General features: G+C 63.8%; 11 protein-coding genes. 3 read left to right on the top strand and 8 right to left on the bottom strand.

The window, feature by feature from the left end; genetic code table 11:
* The first annotated feature begins 39 nt into the window (after positions 1-39).
* Complete coding sequence (locus KA354_20920) at positions 40-1,845, top strand: HEAT repeat domain-containing protein (GenBank protein ID MBP7937115.1); 1,806 nt, start codon at positions 40-42, stop codon at positions 1,843-1,845.
* Positions 1,846-1,876: 31 nt separating this feature from the next.
* Here KA354_20920 and KA354_20915 read toward each other — a convergent pair whose 3' ends face one another.
* The gene (locus KA354_20915) at positions 1,877-3,454 is read right to left on the bottom strand and encodes a hypothetical protein (protein ID MBP7937114.1); all 1,578 of its coding nucleotides are present in this window, start codon (positions 3,452-3,454) and stop codon (positions 1,877-1,879) included.
* Between the two features lie 35 nt (positions 3,455-3,489).
* On the bottom strand, positions 3,490-4,653 hold the full coding sequence (locus KA354_20910; GenBank protein ID MBP7937113.1) for a glycosyltransferase family 2 protein: 1,164 nt from the start codon (positions 4,651-4,653) through the stop codon (positions 3,490-3,492).
* A gap of 40 nt (positions 4,654-4,693) precedes the next feature.
* Here KA354_20910 and KA354_20905 point away from each other — a divergent pair, with 40 nt between their 5' ends.
* Both KA354_20905 and KA354_20900 read left to right on the top strand, forming a co-directional pair.
* Positions 4,694-6,322, top strand: a complete 1,629-nt coding sequence (locus tag KA354_20905) for a DUF2271 domain-containing protein (GenBank protein ID MBP7937112.1) — start codon at positions 4,694-4,696, stop codon at positions 6,320-6,322.
* A complete protein-coding gene (locus KA354_20900) occupies positions 6,319-6,897 on the top strand; it encodes a PepSY-associated TM helix domain-containing protein (protein MBP7937111.1) in 579 nt (192 codons plus the stop codon). The genes KA354_20905 and KA354_20900 overlap by 4 nt, the downstream gene beginning before the upstream one ends.
* A gap of 163 nt (positions 6,898-7,060) precedes the next feature.
* Here the strand turns inward: KA354_20900 and KA354_20895 are convergent, their stop codons facing one another.
* The 6 genes from KA354_20895 to KA354_20870 all read right to left on the bottom strand — a co-directional run bounded on the left by KA354_20895 (position 7,061) and on the right by KA354_20870 (position 16,320).
* Complete coding sequence (locus KA354_20895) at positions 7,061-9,808, bottom strand: cation-transporting P-type ATPase (GenBank protein ID MBP7937110.1); 2,748 nt, start codon at positions 9,806-9,808, stop codon at positions 7,061-7,063.
* Positions 9,809-10,497: 689 nt separating this feature from the next.
* The gene (locus KA354_20890; protein ID MBP7937109.1) at positions 10,498-13,029 is read right to left on the bottom strand and encodes a hypothetical protein; all 2,532 of its coding nucleotides are present in this window, start codon (positions 13,027-13,029) and stop codon (positions 10,498-10,500) included.
* Positions 13,030-13,302: 273 nt separating this feature from the next.
* A complete protein-coding gene (locus tag KA354_20885) occupies positions 13,303-14,376 on the bottom strand; it encodes an aldo/keto reductase (GenBank protein ID MBP7937108.1) in 1,074 nt (357 codons plus the stop codon).
* A 19-nt stretch (positions 14,377-14,395) separates the two neighbouring features.
* A complete protein-coding gene (locus KA354_20880; GenBank protein ID MBP7937107.1) occupies positions 14,396-15,307 on the bottom strand; it encodes a ThuA domain-containing protein in 912 nt (303 codons plus the stop codon).
* A 112-nt stretch (positions 15,308-15,419) separates the two neighbouring features.
* Entirely contained in the window at positions 15,420-15,689 is a 270-nt protein-coding gene (locus KA354_20875) for a hypothetical protein (protein MBP7937106.1), read from the bottom strand.
* 208 nt (positions 15,690-15,897) lie between these two features.
* Positions 15,898-16,320, bottom strand: coding sequence for a hypothetical protein (locus KA354_20870; GenBank protein ID MBP7937105.1), 423 nt, complete (start codon positions 16,318-16,320; stop codon positions 15,898-15,900).
* Between the last annotated feature and the right edge of the window lie 71 nt (positions 16,321-16,391).

The raw sequence follows: 16,391 nt of genomic DNA, 5'->3' as shown, positions 1-16,391 counted from the left end.
CTCGCCGAGCGGGAACGGTTCTCACGGCCTTTCTTCGCGATGGGCCAGCGTCCCGCGAACGGATCGGTCGTCCGGCTATTCATCGCGACCGCGGCGGCCCTGCTGCTGAACGGCGTGCCCCTGGATGCTGCGAGCCCATCGGCTGGCGTTCGCCTCCGCCACCAGGCGAAACCCGGCAGCCTCGCAATCTACGACGTCCGGGTCGAGATGGCCTCCCGCCCGGTGGTCCAGCCGCAGGTGGTTGCTGAACAGCAGAGCTTCTCTGCCAAGCTGACCCGGGTCCTGCTCAAGGATCGCCGCGTCGGCATGGCGATGGGTGTTCAGATGCTCGAGCTGCTGGATGAACCCGCCACGGATAGCCGGCCGGCCACGCCTAACGCACCCCGCACGCCCACCCCCGATGCCAGGCCCGAGTCATCCGGCTCAAGGAACAAGCCTTCTCCTTCGGCGGTTGGGCTGGATCCTCCCGCGGCCTCCAAGCCTGCCGCCGCCCGGCCCATGACCACTCAGCCGGTGTCGCCACTGGCCCCATCCCCTGCCCGCGTCCTACTCAGCACCATGGTGGTGGCGCCTCGCCATGCTGAATACCTGCTTCCCGCCGCGACCACCTCGATGAAAAAGCTGATGTGGCCGCTGGTCCAGGTCGCCACCTGGCCGGAGGATCCCGTCGTCGTCGGGCAGACATGGGAGCGGGATGTGCCTTGGGTGGCGGCGGGCTGCAGGCAACGTGTTCGGGTGGAGAAGATCGAGTCCGTCAAGAACGAAACCCGCGTGACTCTGTTGATGAACACCACCGTCGACGCGAAGGATGCCGGGGCCTCGGACAGCCCGCTCTCGGCTCAGACCCGGCTGATCTGGTCCGCGCAGGATCAGGAACTGATCTCGCTGGTGGGCGAAGGTGCCAGCCGTCAACCGAGCTCGGAGGGAGGCAGGCTGGTGACGTTGCGGATCTCATACCAGCGGACCACGCGCCGGCAGCTGCCCCCGGTTCGTCAGACGCTCGAGCGCCAGGCGGTCATCCACCTGGTCCAGGCCATCATGGCCTATCAGCGCGGCGATGCCGATGGGGCATCCGTGGCAGCCAAGTCCTGCGTCCGCCGCTGGCCGACGAGCTACTGGCGGCCGCTGGCCGATGATCTCGTCCGTCGCATCGATGCCGAGCAGCAAGCCCGCAAACCGCTGAGCATCGAGGAACTCAAGACCACCTTGGGTCAACTGCTGAGCATGCTGAACGAGGCCGAGGCCAACAGTGACGAGAGCCTGACCGCATGGTGCGGGGTGTCGTTTCATCGCTACACCCAGATCAACGGGCCGGAGCTTCGGAGACTCCTGGGGGACCGCAGTCCGGAAAGCCGGGGCCTGGCCTGCTTGGCATTTGCGTTCGGAACAGCGCCGGCGGAGGTTGGCCTGATCGAGCGGCACAGCGACGATCCCGAGGTCCAGGTTCGCCGGCTATGCTTTCGGGCCCTGGCCTTGCGCGGCTCGCCGATTACCGATGGGCAGCGGCTGCTGGCCGGGGTGAAGGACGAGGATACGGTTGTCCGGAGGTGGGCTTGTGAGGCCCTGGGTTTCTGCACGACCAGGGCTTCCGAGGTGTATGCGACGGCACGGGCGGCGCTCCTTGAACGTCTGGTCGACGAGTCTTCGTCCGTCTCGTTGGCGGCCGCCAGGGCCCTGGTGAAGGTCGGCACGCCGGCCGATGTCACGCAGATCAGGCAGATGGCCGGCAAGGACAGCCGGCTCGATGTGCGCTCCGGCCTCATCGAGATCTTGCAGGCCGCTGAGCGCAAGGCCGAGAACGAGGCCACGCCGGATCCGCGAACCGAAACCGCCCCGGCGAATTGACGGGACGTTCTTCAGCTGCTGCGGGGCCGGGTCAGTAGCGGATCCACTTGAGCTGCCTGAACAGCAGATGGGCCCACGAGTCGGCCCAAGGCGTCCGCAGGGCAAAGCCGACGCTCATCACCGAAACCGCCAGGAGCAGGTAGCACAAACCCCGCCCGATTCGCAGGTTGGCCAGCGGGGCTACGCCCATCGGCAGAAACACCAGCCAGAAGGGAATGACCCAGAACATCCAGCGGAAGCCTTCAGAAGTCCCGCCGTAGTCACTGGTCTGCACGGCGTACACTACGGTCACGATCGCGGTCAGGACCAGCGTGAACGCGGCCATCGCTCGGCGCGGGGCAGCCGGCCGGAGAATCTGCCCGACGATGCCTGCCAGGCTGAGCAGCAGTATCGGCGTTAGGAAGAAGAAGCCGTGGTGACCGATGAGCATGTGCATCACGTACACGCTCTTGGACTCCTTGAGGTCGTCCAGACCCGAAGGCTGGAGCCAATAGCTTCCCGGGTAGTCATAACAGCCACCGGAGATGCCCTTCTCCGTGTAGGCCGGTATGACGGAACCGGTGGCCAGGTAGTTGGTGACCAGGGCCGCCGTTGCCGGAATCAGTGCCGCCGACAGACCGGCGATCAGCGTGCGCCGCCAGTCCTTGGCCAGCAAGGCCAGGAACACGCTCACGGCCAGCAACCCTGCCGGGAGCTCGATTGCTGCGGTGAAGGCTGAGAAGAAGCCGGCCAGGGCGAACCAGTACCACTGCCGCCGGCCGTCGTACCAGATGCGGAGAGCGGCATGAACGGCGATCATGCCGGTTGTGGCCGCGATCACGTGGTTGTTCAGCGTGACCGACCACGAGGTGAGATAGGTGCCCAGGGAGGCGGCCGCCAGGCAGAAGGCTCGGACGAAGGGTGACTCGTTCAGCCTGTAGATGTGCTGGCGGATGAGCCACACCATGATGAGGAACGGGATGGCCTGGACCAGGATGAGGGTCGAGCGAATGACGAACCATGGTGTCGTGGCGAAATCGATCCGGCCGCCGCTGGCCTTCTCCATCACCCACACGAGGCCCGCCAGGCAGGTGGGTAGCATGGGGGGCTTGCTCGAGTAGTAGTGGTGAACCTCCGCTTTGTCCTTATCGCGGAAGGCGATCATGTCGATGGTCCAGAAGGGCGGCACTTCACTCGCGTTCTTGTAGTACTTCTGGCCGATTCTGAAGGGGTAGTCCTTGCGAAGGGGCAGCTTCTCGGCCTTGAGCCGCTCCTCCGGCTCCAGCTTCGCCAGGTCCTCCGGCTCCGGCCGCAACTGATCCAGTGTCCGGCCTCTTCCGTTCGTCCAGGAGACGGTATAGTCGGGCAGGTACTCGTAGGTCCCGTGCTTGACCAGGTAATACACGGTGTTCCATCGCGAGGCGTCGTTGGGACAGTAGTCGAGTTTCTGCTGCTGCAGGATGGTGCCAATGATCAGTGCCCCCGCAAGAACCAGGAACAGCGCGCTCAGGTCCGGGGCGTTTGACGGCGGCCGCAGGATCGGTCTCTCCAGCGGCGGAGCAGCCGGAGGAGGAGTTGCCGGGGCTGGGGGCCGCGGCCCGAGTTCAGCGGAGGGTGTCGAGTCGCTCATGTTCACCTTGGATTCGGTTGGGATCGAACGCGGCGTCAGCATCCATGGTGACCGGGCGGCGTCTTCGGGTCAAGCGTGGAGGCAGCTGCGGACGTCACGCACCAGCCGGTCCGCTCGGCCACCTCGTACAGGCCGACCGGCGGTCGCTGGGCGACGACCAGCTCGGCCGTCAAGCCGATGGCCGCCAGAAACACGCCGGCCAGGATCCCGGCCATGGCCAGCCGGACGGCGTCGAGCACCGCCGGCGAAAGGTACCGCGTATTCAGGATCCAGACCGCCAGGGCCAGCAGTGGGCTGAGGATAATTGTCCAGAGCCCGGCTACCCCGATGAGGTGCTGGGGTCGCCAGCGGTATCGGGTCAGGACCAGCACGGTGATGAGATCAAGGAATCCCTTCGCAAACCGCGAGAAGCCATACTTGCCCACGCCCCGTGTTCTGGCCCGGTGCAGCGTGGGAATCTCGGCGACCTTGTAGCCGTGAGCGGCGGCCAGGACACCGAGGAAGCGGTGCAGTTCGCCGTGGATCCGCAGGTTGTTCAGCACCTCGCGGCGATAGAGCTTGAGCCCGCAGACATGGTCGTGGAGCCGCACGCCGGTGAGCAGGCCGATCACCCGGTTGAAGACCCGCGAGGGGTAAACCTTGTGCCAGGGATCGAGCCGCCGCTGCTTCCAGCCGCTGACCACGTCGAGACCTTCGTCCAGCTTGGCCAGCAGGCGAGGTATCTCCTGAGGGGGATCCTGCAGGTCGGCGTCCATGGTCAGGACCAGCTCGCCTCGGGCCGAGGCGAAGCCGGCCATCAGGGCCGCGGCCTTGCCCGCGTTGCGGCGAAACCGGATCCCGCCGAGCCGCAGATCGTCTTGGGCCAGACGCTGAATGGTTGCCCAGCTCGCATCCCGGCTCCCGTCGTCCACGAACACGATCTCGATGTTCAGCCCAAGGGCCTGGGTGACCTCGCGAATCTCACCGACCAGCGTTTCCAGCGAGTCCTGCTCGTTGTAGACCGGCACCACGATGCTGATCAGACGGGCACCCAACCAATCACGACCTTCCTGGCGGTTCCGCCGCTCGCGTGTATTCGCTATTGTGCCTGACCGTGCAGCCGAGTGCAACTGGTGGATGTCGGGAAAGCGCCCTATGCGGGTACCCGGCCGGGTTGCGGAGGCTCGTGGACCGGCGATAATGCCCGCAGGATCGGACATTGGAGCCGATCCGACGCGGCGTCGAGGAGTGCCTGTTTCCATGGATTTCGCGTTGACCGCCACTCGTCAGCGGGCTCGTGCGTTTCGGTCGATCATGGCCGTCGCGGTCGTCTCCGCCGTCCTCGCCATTCCAGCGACCACGAAGGGGCAGGCTGCCCGGACGAAGTCGGCCGTCCCCTGGCTTGTTGGAGCGAAGCCAGCTGAGGAGTGGACCGATAGGTTCCCGTCTGCCGAGACCACCTTCACGTTCCACCAGGAGCAGGTCTTGGGCACGTCGATGGATCTGGCCGTAGCGACAGCCGACCGCAAGACCGCCCAAGCCTGCGAGAAGGCGGTGCTCGACGAGATCGAAAGGCTGGCGGGCATCCTGAGCACTTACGAGCCGGCCAGCGAGATCAGCAGGCTGAGCGGTTCCGGTGGCTACGTCAAGGTCTCCAAGGAGCTCGCGGAAGTCCTCGCGGCCGCCCAGGCATGGCAACAGCGCTCCGGCGGCGTTTTCAATATCCAGGTGAGCGCCATGGCGATGCGGTGGAGAGAGGCTGAAAGAACCGGCCAACTCCCAACCGAGCAGCAGCTGGCCGCCATCGCCAGGCAGATCGAGAAGCCTGCCTTTGAATTGGACGCGACCGGGTCGCGCGCCAGACGCGTGGCGAGGCAGGCGGTTACCGTGGATGCCTTGGCGAAGGGCTACATCATCGAGAAGGCGGTGGTCGCCGGCCGGAAGGCCTGCCCGAACGCGGCCGGCATCCTCCTGAACATCGGCGGCGATCTGTATGCCTGGGGCAGCGCTTCGCCTTCTTCGGAGACGCCCTGGGTGGTCGGCGTGGCCAATCCTCGGCATCGCCAGGACAATGCAGCTCCCCTCGTGCGAGTGCGTTTGAGGAACCAAGGCATTGCGACCAGTGGCCCCTATGCCCGCGGCTATCGCGTCGCAGAACGACACTACTCCCACATCATCGACCCGCGATCCGGTCAGCCGGCGGAAGCGATCATCAGTGCCACCGCGGTGGCCTCGGACGCGATGACCGCGGATGTCCTGGCGACCTGCCTGAACGTACTCCCACCGGCGGAAGGCCTGAGACTCCTGGCCGGCGTTCAGGGGGTGGAAGGCCTCATCGTAACCGCCAACGGGAAGGAACATCGCAGTCCGGGCTGGGCGGCACTGGAAGCGTCCGCGGCACCGGCCAGCCGGCCGGCAACTCTCCCGGCCGCAGACCCGGTCAGAAAGGAACTGGTTATCGACTTGCAGCTCCTTCGCCCCGCGCGCGGCCGATACATGCGGCCTTACGTGGCCGTTTGGATCGAGGACTCGGCCGGTAAACCCGTGGCCACCGTGGCCGTCTGGGGCCATAAGCGGGAGTACCAGAAGACCCTGACCACTTGGTGGAAGATCGCCCGGCAGAACCCTCGGCTGGTGGAGTCCATCTCGCGGGCCACGCGGCCGGCCGGCGCGTATAGCCTTTCCTGGCTGCTGACCGATGACCAGGCTAAACCCGTCCCGCTGGGGACCTATTCCGTCTGCATCGAGGTCAATCGAGAGCGGGGTGGTCATGTCACCATGCGGGGCAGCATCGACTGCCGAGACCGACGTGCCTCTACGGTAATCAGGGGCAATGCCGAGGTGGCGGACGTCACGCTCACCTACGGGCGGGACGCCGACGAGAAATGAACCTGCAACGACTGATCTCGCCGATTCGCTGGTTGCATGTCTACCTGACCATGCTCGGCTTCGGGCTCATGTGCCTGTTCGCCGTGACCGGCATTCTGTTGAACCACCGGGAGCAGCTGGGGCTGGATGAGACGGAAACCAGGACGGCTACGGGTGCACTGCCGGCCGAGTTGGCGAAAGCCGCTCCTCAAGCGGAGATACTCCAGGAACTGCGGCGGCAGCTCGGACTGACCGGAACGGTGGATACGTTCGAGGTCGAGGACGCCCGCATCCGGATCGTGTTCGAGCGGCCGGGCACATATTCCGAGGCCACGATCGACCGCAGTAGCGGCATGATCGAAGTCAATACTGACTCGGCCGGAGTCCTCGGAATTGTGGCCGATCTGCACCGTGGCCACGGAACGAGCGCCGCCTGGAGGGTGGCCATCGATGTGGCCGCCGTCGTGCTGTTCCTATCGTCGGTGACCGGCATGGCTTTGGGGTTGAGCCTCGCTCGCCGTCGGGGAATAGCCCTGGTTCTGGCAAGCGCGGGCCTCGTCGCCTGTGCATGCCTGGCTTGGCTGGTCAGTGTTTGACGCTTGCCTTGAGTCTTCGCCCCCGGCAGGATCATGCCCTGATACAGACTGACGTTTCCCCTGGGATCGAACGATGCCCTCTCGTGATCATGTGGCGTATTCCTCGTCGTGTCGGCACCGCACTCCGCGCAACCCCGGCGGACCGGGTTTCCTGCACATCTGGCTACACCTCGGAACCGGATCCCGGCGCGACGGCCGTCGCCACCCTGGGGCGCGACATTCGCTTCTGAGCGGCGACGAGGGCGGAGCCCGCCAGGGCAATGGCGACGGCCTCCAACCAGGTAACCACACCCACGGGCGCACTGTGGAAGAGCCGATTCATGGCCGGCAGGTAGGTGAACGCCAGTTGGAGAAGCAGCATCGAGATCACCCCGACCGGGATCCAGCGGTTGGAGAACAGGCCGATTTCGAAGACCGACCGTGTAAGTGACCGACAGTTGAACAGGTAGAACATCTCAACGAGTACGAAGACGTTCACCGCAGCCGTCCGGGCTGCCGCCTCGCCGAGGCCACGATGAAGCTCCCACTTGAAGATGCCGAATCCGCCGATCAGCATGACGCCGGCGATCAGGAACATGCGGATCGCCACGTCCGCCGTGATGATCGGCCGGCTCGGCTCACGAGGCGGACGTGCCATGATACCGGGTTCTTTAGGCTCGAAGGCCAGCATCAAGCCCAGGAGCACAGCCGTCGTCATGTTAATCCAGAGGATCTGAACGGGCAGGATCGGCAGCGCCGTACCCACGAACACGGCCGCGAGAATGATCAGGCCTTCGCCCATATTGGTGGGCAATGTCCAGGCGATGAACTTCGTGAGATTGTCGAACACGCCACGGCCTTCCTCGACTGCGGCTTGGATAGAGGCGAAGTTGTCGTCAGTCAGCACCATATCGGCCGCTTCCTTGGCGACGTCGGTCCCGCTAATGCCCATAGCGACTCCGATGTTGGCCTGCTTGAGCGCCGGCGCGTCGTTCACCCCGTCGCCGGTCATCGCAACGATCTGGCCGCGGGCCTGCAGCCCCTCGACAAGCCGCAGCTTCTGCTCTGGACTGACGCGGGCAAACACATCCGTCTGATCCGCCACCTCGATGAGCTGCTCATCCGAGCAGGCGGCCAGTTCCGGGCCAGTCAGCGCCCGCGGGAAGGCATCACCGGCTTTCGAATCGCTACCGATCCCGATCTGCTTGGCGATCGCCGCGGCCGTCAAGGCGTGGTCACCGGTGATCATCTTGACGCGGATGCCCGCAGTCTGACACTTGGCCACGGCCGCAATCGCCTCGGCTCGCGGCGGGTCGATCATGCCCTGCAGGCCTAGGAACGTCATGTCGTCGCGAAGGTCACGGTGAGCGACGTGTTTCGTCCCTGTCGGCCGTTCACCTCGGGCGAACGCGAGGACCCGAAGACCTTGCCCCGCCAGTTGCGCGGCAGTGGCCGTCACCTGCTCGCGATCGAGCGGAACGGTTTTGCCGGTTGAATCCATTGCCTCCCGGCAGCGTTGAAGCACGACTTCGAGTGCCCCCTTGAGGTATACGACGCATGGTCGATCGACGCCGCCCTGGTGAAGCGTGGCCATGTACTGGTGCTCGGACTCGAAGGGTACAACGTCGAGACGCGGAAGCTGTTCGTTCAGGACCTCGCGCGACAAACCTCCCTTTCCCGCGGCGACGAGCAGGGCCGCCTCGGTCGGATCGCCCTGAACGCTCCAGCGTTCCTCTTTGTTCACGAGGATGGCATCGTTGCACAGCAGCCCTGCCATCAGGCATTCCCGGAGGGCCGCGTTGGACGAGATGTCCACTGCCGCCTTTCCTTCGACAATCTGTCCATCCGGGGCGTAGCCGGCACCTGTCACCTGCAGCGTCCTGCCACCAACCGCAATTCCCCGCACCGTCATCTGGTTCTCCGTGAGCGTTCCGGTCTTGTCGGAGCAGATGACGGTGGTACTGCCGAGGGTCTCTACGGCCGGGAGCTTGCGAATGACGGCGCGTCGTCTTGCCATGCGGGACACGCCTATGGCCAGGGTTATCGTCACCACAGCGGGCAATCCCTCGGGGATGGCCCCAACAGCCAATGCGACGGCTGCCTTGAACATCAACAGGGCTGACTCGCCGCGAAGGATGCCAACACCAAATGTCAGCAGGGCCAGGCCCAGTATGGCGTACATCAACACGTGGCTGAAACGGGCGATCTTTCGCGTGAGGGGCGTTGCCAGGCTTGGGGCGGCGTGGATCAGCTCGGAGATGCGACCGACCTCCGTCGTGTCGCCGATCGCCACAACGACACCCGTGCCCTGACCGTAGGTCACGAGGCAGGATGAATAGGCCATGTTGATGCGATCGGCAAGAGGAACGTCGTGTTCGAGGCCATCCGCTGTCTTGTGCACGGGTACCGATTCCCCCGTCAGGATGGATTCGTCAATCTGAAGGTCACGGCATTGGAGGAGACGAATATCCGCCGGCACCTTATCACCGGACTGGAGCAGCACGATGTCGCCCGGTATGAGTTCCACCGAGGAAACGCGAAGCCGCCGGCCACCGCGAATAACCGTCGCCTCGGTAACCATGGTCTTGGCAAGCGCCTCGATGGCTTTGGCCGCCTTCGACTCCTGGATGAAGCCCACAATCGCGTTGACCAACACCACGCCCGCGATGACACCCGCGTCGACGACCTCTTTCAAGGCAGCGGTGATGACAGCAGCCGCCAGCAGGACGTGCACGAGGGGCTGATGAAACTGCAGGAGAAAACGGAGCAGGGGGCCGGTGCCCTTGCGTGCCGTGACGGCATTGGGGCCGAAGTGGTCTTGGCGGCGCTTGACGGTGAACAGATCGAGCCCCTTATCGGGACCCGTCTCGAGGAGATCAAGCACTTCGTTCGCTGGTAGATGGTGCCAGTGTTTGCCGATGAGTGATTCCATGGCTCGGATTCCTCTCTTGCGTATCTTATACGCGGGCGCGTGCTCGACAAGCGCCGAACGTCATGTGGGACATGCTGTGCTCGGGGCCGGGAGAATGGTCCCCTTCAGACGGAAACCTGGAACGTCTCAAGGACAGCGTCAAGGAACCAGAAGGTCTCTCCTTTGCGTTTGACGACGAGCCCTGGCCGGGGGCGTTCAGCCAGACCCTCTCCGTGGTGGCTTCGAGCAGGGCAATGGCTGGCAAGGTGGCGCCTCGGCTGCCAATCACGATCGCATCCATGTTCTTGGCCGATGCCAGATCGTAGGCCGCGGCGGCCGTGTCCAGGAGATATAGACAACCTGGAATGCGACGCCGCTGGTATCCATCGCCACCCCCCGAGAGCCCGACCGCTCCCATTTCAGGAATGGGTTCTAAAGCGCCAGGAATGCTCCGGCCTTTGTTGGCGAGTTGGCCTCGCCGAGCCGGAGGAACACGCTACCTGTCGAGTGCGCTCCAAGGTGCGCGCGAGTGAGGGGTGCTTTGAGCTCGCCTCGTAGCACCTCGACACTGTCGATGCGGGCGGAACCTCCTTCCGGCAGGGTCAGCAGAATCCTCTTGCTGATGAAGTCCCATTCCGGCTTGAGCTGCTGCCGGCATGGTGATGAGGAGCATTGCCACGAAGCCCTTCATGTGTGGCCGCGATGTCATCTTAGCGATTCTCCTCGTCGTGACCGACCTGGATCCTGAGAATGGTCAACGAGAATGGTGGAAACTCATGGGCAAACGTGTCGCTTGTGCCTTCAATCGTCTTGGTCGAAGGAGCCACCCTGACGGGCTGATCAAGCGAGTTGTTGTCGTCGAGTCGAGCTGACCGCAGTACAGTCGCCCGCCCGCTAGGACTGATCGAGCCGGCCCCGGCGATCTTGAGCGTCGTCGCGACTGGGCCCGGGGAGGTATTGATCACCTTGATTACCAGCTCGCCGGCTTTCTTATCATGGCCCGCCAGGGCGAAGAAGCGATCCGTGCTCGGCGCGGCCTCGTCGTGGATCAACTTGCCATCCAGGTAGCAGCGAATCTGCCGGCCTTTCAGCTCCACCTTGATGTCATACCAGCGGCCGGTCTCGATGGTACCTGGAACGTGTCGCCCGACAGGGGAACGGTTCAACTCGATGCCGTGCTCGTGATTGCCCCAACCGCCGAGGTTCCACCAGTACTGCTCGTCGCCTTTGCGACCGAACAGGACCAAGAAGCCTTCGGCCCCGCGCAGCTTTCTGGCCTTGAGGGTCAGCGTGTAGTCGCTCCAGCTTTCATCGCCGAGGTAGCTCATGCCGACCACCGGATCCGACTGTTGCCATGAGTTCTCGGCCACCGCCCACCTACCGCCATCCGGCTTCCAGCCGTCAGCGTTCTGCGTGAAGGCCGAGGCGTAAAGCGGCTTGCCGTCCTTCTCCACCCGGACGTCCCGGTATTCCGCAGCCGTGTCCCACGTGCCCACCCCGACGGCGCCGGTGATCGACGGCTGACTGGAGGGGCGGAAGTCCACCACGGTCTCAAGGCTGTGGTCCGGCCGGTTGAGGGCAAAGAGCTTCCACAGGTGATACGAAGCCGTGCCGCAGCAGCGGGCACTGTCGAAGTAGATCATGCCGTGCCAGTCGGTGCGGCCGTTGACATGGGCCAGCAGCGGCGCATAGGACACCATCTTGACCACGTCGGCGTTTCGCTCGCAGCCCATCAGGAAGGCGCCTTCCGCCAGTGCGGCAAGCAGGTTGCCCTTGTCGGGGCCACCCTCCTCTGAGGTCACCGCGACCTCGCCGACGTAGACCGGCGGGAGTTTGCGGTCACGCCTGGTGTACAGGTCCTGGTTGGACATGAACCAGTTCGGATTGTTGTAGAAGTGGTTATCCTCTATGTCGAACTTCGCGCCCTCCATGAGATCGCGACCGATCCACGAGAGGTCGGCAATGCACAGCATGCCTGGATAGCGCGCCTTGACCGCGGGCTGGATAAAGCGGTAACGCTCGGGAAACTCCTTCATCCCGTTCTCATTGCCGATTTCAACCATCTTGAGGCTAAAGGGCCTCTCGCGGCCATGGTCAGCGCGGAGCTCGCCCCATTTTGTGGACGCGTCACCGTTGGCGTATTCGATCGCATCAAGGAAGTTGTCGCGGACCCAGCCCATTTCGTTCATCGGAACGTGCTCGGCAAAGCGAAACAGGCAGGTCTGGCCCGCAAAGCCAACGTGCAGAGGTTCGGCTCCGATGTCCTCGCAGAACTGCAGATACTCGAGAAATCCCATGCCGTGGGTCCGGCGGTAGTTCCAAACGTTCCACTTTTCGACTCGCCGTTCGAGAGGGCCGATGGTGTCCTTCCAGTTGTACGCGGTTGGAACTGTACCGCCCTCGACCACGCACCCTCCGGGAAATCGCACAAAACCCGGCTTCAGATCGGCCAGCATCTGGGCCAGGTCCGGCCGCAGTCCATTCGAACGGTCCTTGAAGAGCTTCGCTGGGAAGAGGGACACGAAATCAAGCCACAGGACTCCCTTGGAGCCCGCGGCCAGAGCGAAACGGCATTTCGGCTCGGTGCGAGTCGCGGTGAGCGTGACCTTGAACTGTTTCCAGTCCGCACCGATTCCGGTGATCCGGACTGGCGTGGTGCAGGCCGTGCCGCCGGCGTCTTCCAGTGTAGCGGTCAGGGGGCCGGAGAAACCCTCGGCGCAGCGGGCATAGAGCGACAAGTGATATTGCTCTCTCTCCTTCGCCGCAATACCCCAGTAGCCTTCGTTGGCCACGCACAGCCGGCCATCGCCTACTGCCTCGATCTGAAGTCGCAGGCATCGAGGCGTGACATCGTTCAGCGGCCGCTCCATGTCGAGACGCATGGCACCCTTGGCGGCGCCCTCTTGGACGAGCGACCAGTACGGCAGACTGTCGGCGGCGTGGGGGAAACCCGCGTCATACCCCATGCCGTCGTTGCCCTGGCCGTCCACCCAGCGGCCCTCCTTGAGAACGAAGCCCTCTGGCGGCTTGGCATCCTCGAACGCCCGGTTGCGGATCAATTCCGCATACAGCCCGCCGTCGACGCCGTGATTGATCTCCTCGAGGAAAATGCCGTAGAGTCGCGGATCGATGCGCGGGCCGGGCTTGATCGCGCGAACCTGGATCGTTCCTGTCGAAGGTGCGGCTGTGACGATCGACGTGGAGAGAACGACCAGACTGAAGATCACGTGACGGCTGCTCATAGAATCCCCTTCTGAACGTCACCCTCGGATTCGTTCTTGGGCAAGATCCTCGCAACCGATCGTAGCCAGCCCGACTTCATCTGCCTCCCGGCTGGGCCCGCGACTCGAATCGACCGGCCCCTTCCGGACGGCCGAGGCGATCAGCGGAACCACCGCAGAAGCGAGTTGACTCCGATCAGGGCGAAGCCCTCGCCACCTGTGCGATCGGTGTCCTCGGATCGGGTGGCACACGACGCTGCCTTGGAGCCCACATGCCATTTTGTGCGGACGGACCTAGACCCACTCCCATTGCCGCAGCCACTGGTAGTCATCCGGCAGATCGGCCCACATGCGGTCGGTGAGCGTTTCGTAACGCGCTGCCTCAGCCCGATCGAACTGCCGTCGTTCCTGGATCGCCGCCGCTACGTTCATGACCTGGTCCACGGTGATCAAGCCGGGAATCGCGGCGGTCAACACATCGTTGCAGAGCACGTAGCGAATCGCCATGCGAGCTCGCTCATCGTCTTCCTGCTTGGTAGGCGAATCCGGTGTGCCCCCGGATCCAAACAACGAACCGCCGGCGAAGGGCTTGATGCCGATCAAGCCCACATCGTGCTTGCGCATCGCGTCGAACATGCTGCCAACGGGCTTCTCCTTGCTGCCTGCGGAATAGGGGGTGATGATCACTTCGAACGACGGGTACTTGCTCACGGCTTCGGCGATCCACGCCCGATGGTGTGTTGAAATGCCCGTGGCCCGGGCCTTGCCCGTCTTTTTGCCCCATTCGAGGGCGGCGGCGACGGTCTCGATCTCCCGCTCGGTGTTGCGCGTCGCCTGTTCGCGAAGCGTCACCCGCCAGATGTCCACATACTCGAGCCTGGCCGTCTTGAGCCCTTCGTCGAGCTGCTGTTTCATCCTCTCCAGCGAACCGGTGATTTGCGGATCGCGCCCGCCCTGCCAGTCGAATCCGAAGAAGATCCGATCGCGTCTCCGGCCCAGCGCCTCGGCGTATACCATCACCTCTCCGGACCAGCAGGCGTCAATGTAGTTGATGCCGTGATCGAGCGCAGCGCTGATGACCTCGCGTCGGTTCTTCCTGAAATCCTCGCTGTCCTCGCCGAACGGGATGCGCTTCCAGTGGCCACCCATGCTGACGGCCGAAAGCATGAGTCCGGTTCGTCCCAGGCGGCGGTATTCCATGTTCTCGTTGTAGCCGCGCGTCTTGCGCGGATCAGGGGCGGGAGCTGTGGCCGGACCAGCGACCGCCCGATCGGCCGACGCCATGAGACCGGCGCCGACGGCCATCCCCGCCGCAGTTGCCGCCGCACCTTGCACAAACTCGCGTCGCGAAACCTGATTGGATTCCATTGGTCTTCTTCGTCGAGGATCAAGCCGGAGGGCCGGTCAACTCATTGGCCCTCGGGGTCACCTCGTTGAAATTGGGTTTCACTTCGGCCTTGATATCGCCCAACGCCCAGCCAATCCCGCCCAGGGCGACGGCCTGAAAGAACGGGTCGGTCCAGATGTCCTCGCGGTGTCCCAACGAGGTGTAAAACACTCGGCCTTTCCCGTGCAGTCGGGCCCAGGTGCAGGGATACGGCGGCCGCTGGTAGCACTCGCCGTGCATGTGCCGGGTTTCCTGCACCAGAATCACGTGCAAGTCCCGGGCGAAGTTGCGGAGCGTGTACCATTCCTCATGAAAAGAGAAAGCCTCGGCGCAGCCCAATCCTCGGATGCCCGGGAAGCGATCGGCGATGAACAAGGAAGCCTCTTGCTGCTCGCCGTGAGTGACAAACTCGCCGCCGAGCATGGCGATGTAAGGGTCGGTCTCGGATCGCTTGCCATCCTTTCCCTCGGTAGAACGGAAGCTGTCCGTACAGGCGTGGAATCCGATGAAACCCCTACCGCCGGAGATGAAATCAAGGAGCTTGCCCTTTCCCGCCCGGGTCATGGGTCGCCCGCCATCTGGTCCCGCCTGGGTAAGGTCGCCGGCCGTATAGAACGCGACGGCATCGTAACGGTCGAGGTCCTGATCGAAGACTTCGCCGTCTTTGGTGCAGACGACCTCGAATCCGCTGCGCTTGCCCATCTCGGTGAGCACCCGCTCGGAATGACTGAGTTCGCCGCCCCGACGCTGGACCACGGAGTGTTCGTAGCCCACGCTCTTGGTGAAATAGAGGATTCTCTTCTTTCCACGCTTCCTGTTCGGCTCCTCGGTCGCGGCGGCAGACAAGGAAGATGCGGCCCAAAGGCCAAGGGCGGCTCCGGACCCGGTCTTCAGCAGATCACGTCTTCGCATCTGTCGTTCCTTCCCCGCGAGACGGGATGGGGGTGTGAGAGTTGACCGACACAATAGCCAGAGTACCCGGGAACGAAGCTGCCGACAAGAGCAAAGCACCGCCGGCGGTTAATCAAAAGACGTGCGATCGCCATGATGGTCGCTGCCCCACTGGCATTGCTGCCAGAGTCCCGTTGAGCGTGGTCTTCGCCTCGGATGGCCACGCCTGCTCGGCGTACGGGTCGCCTCCGTTCTCGGAATCTCCTATGGACAGATCGCCCACCTCAGCCCCGGTCCAAGCCGCGCCGCTCCTGCGGAAGAACTTCACCATGGAGCGACCGGTGCGTTTCCCAAGCCGCAAGGCCGCGGCGTGTTCTTCCGTCGCGGCAGCCAGGAACGCCATCGCACTCCGCAGCCCTCCTGCCCAGTGAAAGAAACAGCCAGAAGTCAATCCGCACATGCAACGACTTGTCCCCTCACGACAGGATTCGATGATGCAGGGGATACGCTCCACCCACAAGGACGCCAGGGACGTGATGTACCAGCGACCAGACGTGTTCGGAATCTGTTTCACTCCGCGATCGCGTGTGAGACGCTGTCACAACCCGCGCTCATTCGCGCATCATTTCCAGCCAGGCGTCGTCTATGACGATGGATTTGCGTTGTCCGTTGCGTTCGAGGATGATTTCCCCGGTAATGGCCTTGATTCCGTTGCCTTTTCGGTCACGGATCTTGAGGATCGGACGGTCGCGGTCGTCCTTCACCGTGAGGTTTTCGAAGTGGAGGTTGCCGACCGGGAGGTCTTTCGCGTCGAGACCTTGCACATAGAGCGGCGGGAAGAAGGGCTCCTTGAGGGCGCAGTCGCGAAAGATCGAGTCTTTCAGGTCAATGCGCACGGCATCGTAGGGATTGAACTGCACGGAAAGACCGGCCATACCCTCGTTTTCCGCGAGGAAGCCCGTGATCCGCAGTCGTCCGCAGGGCCAGCGCGCATAGATAGGTAAGCTGGGAGGTCTGGCGCGATCGATTGGCATCGTGTATACCTTTCGCAAGTATGCCGTATGGAGCGGCGAGAGTCTCTTGCGAAAGGAGTCTGCCGATGGCC

The organism is Phycisphaerae bacterium, assembly GCA_018003015.1.
GTDB lineage: Bacteria > Planctomycetota > Phycisphaerae > UBA1845 > PWPN01 > JAGNEZ01.
This window is presented reverse-complemented; position numbering and strand designations above follow the sequence as displayed.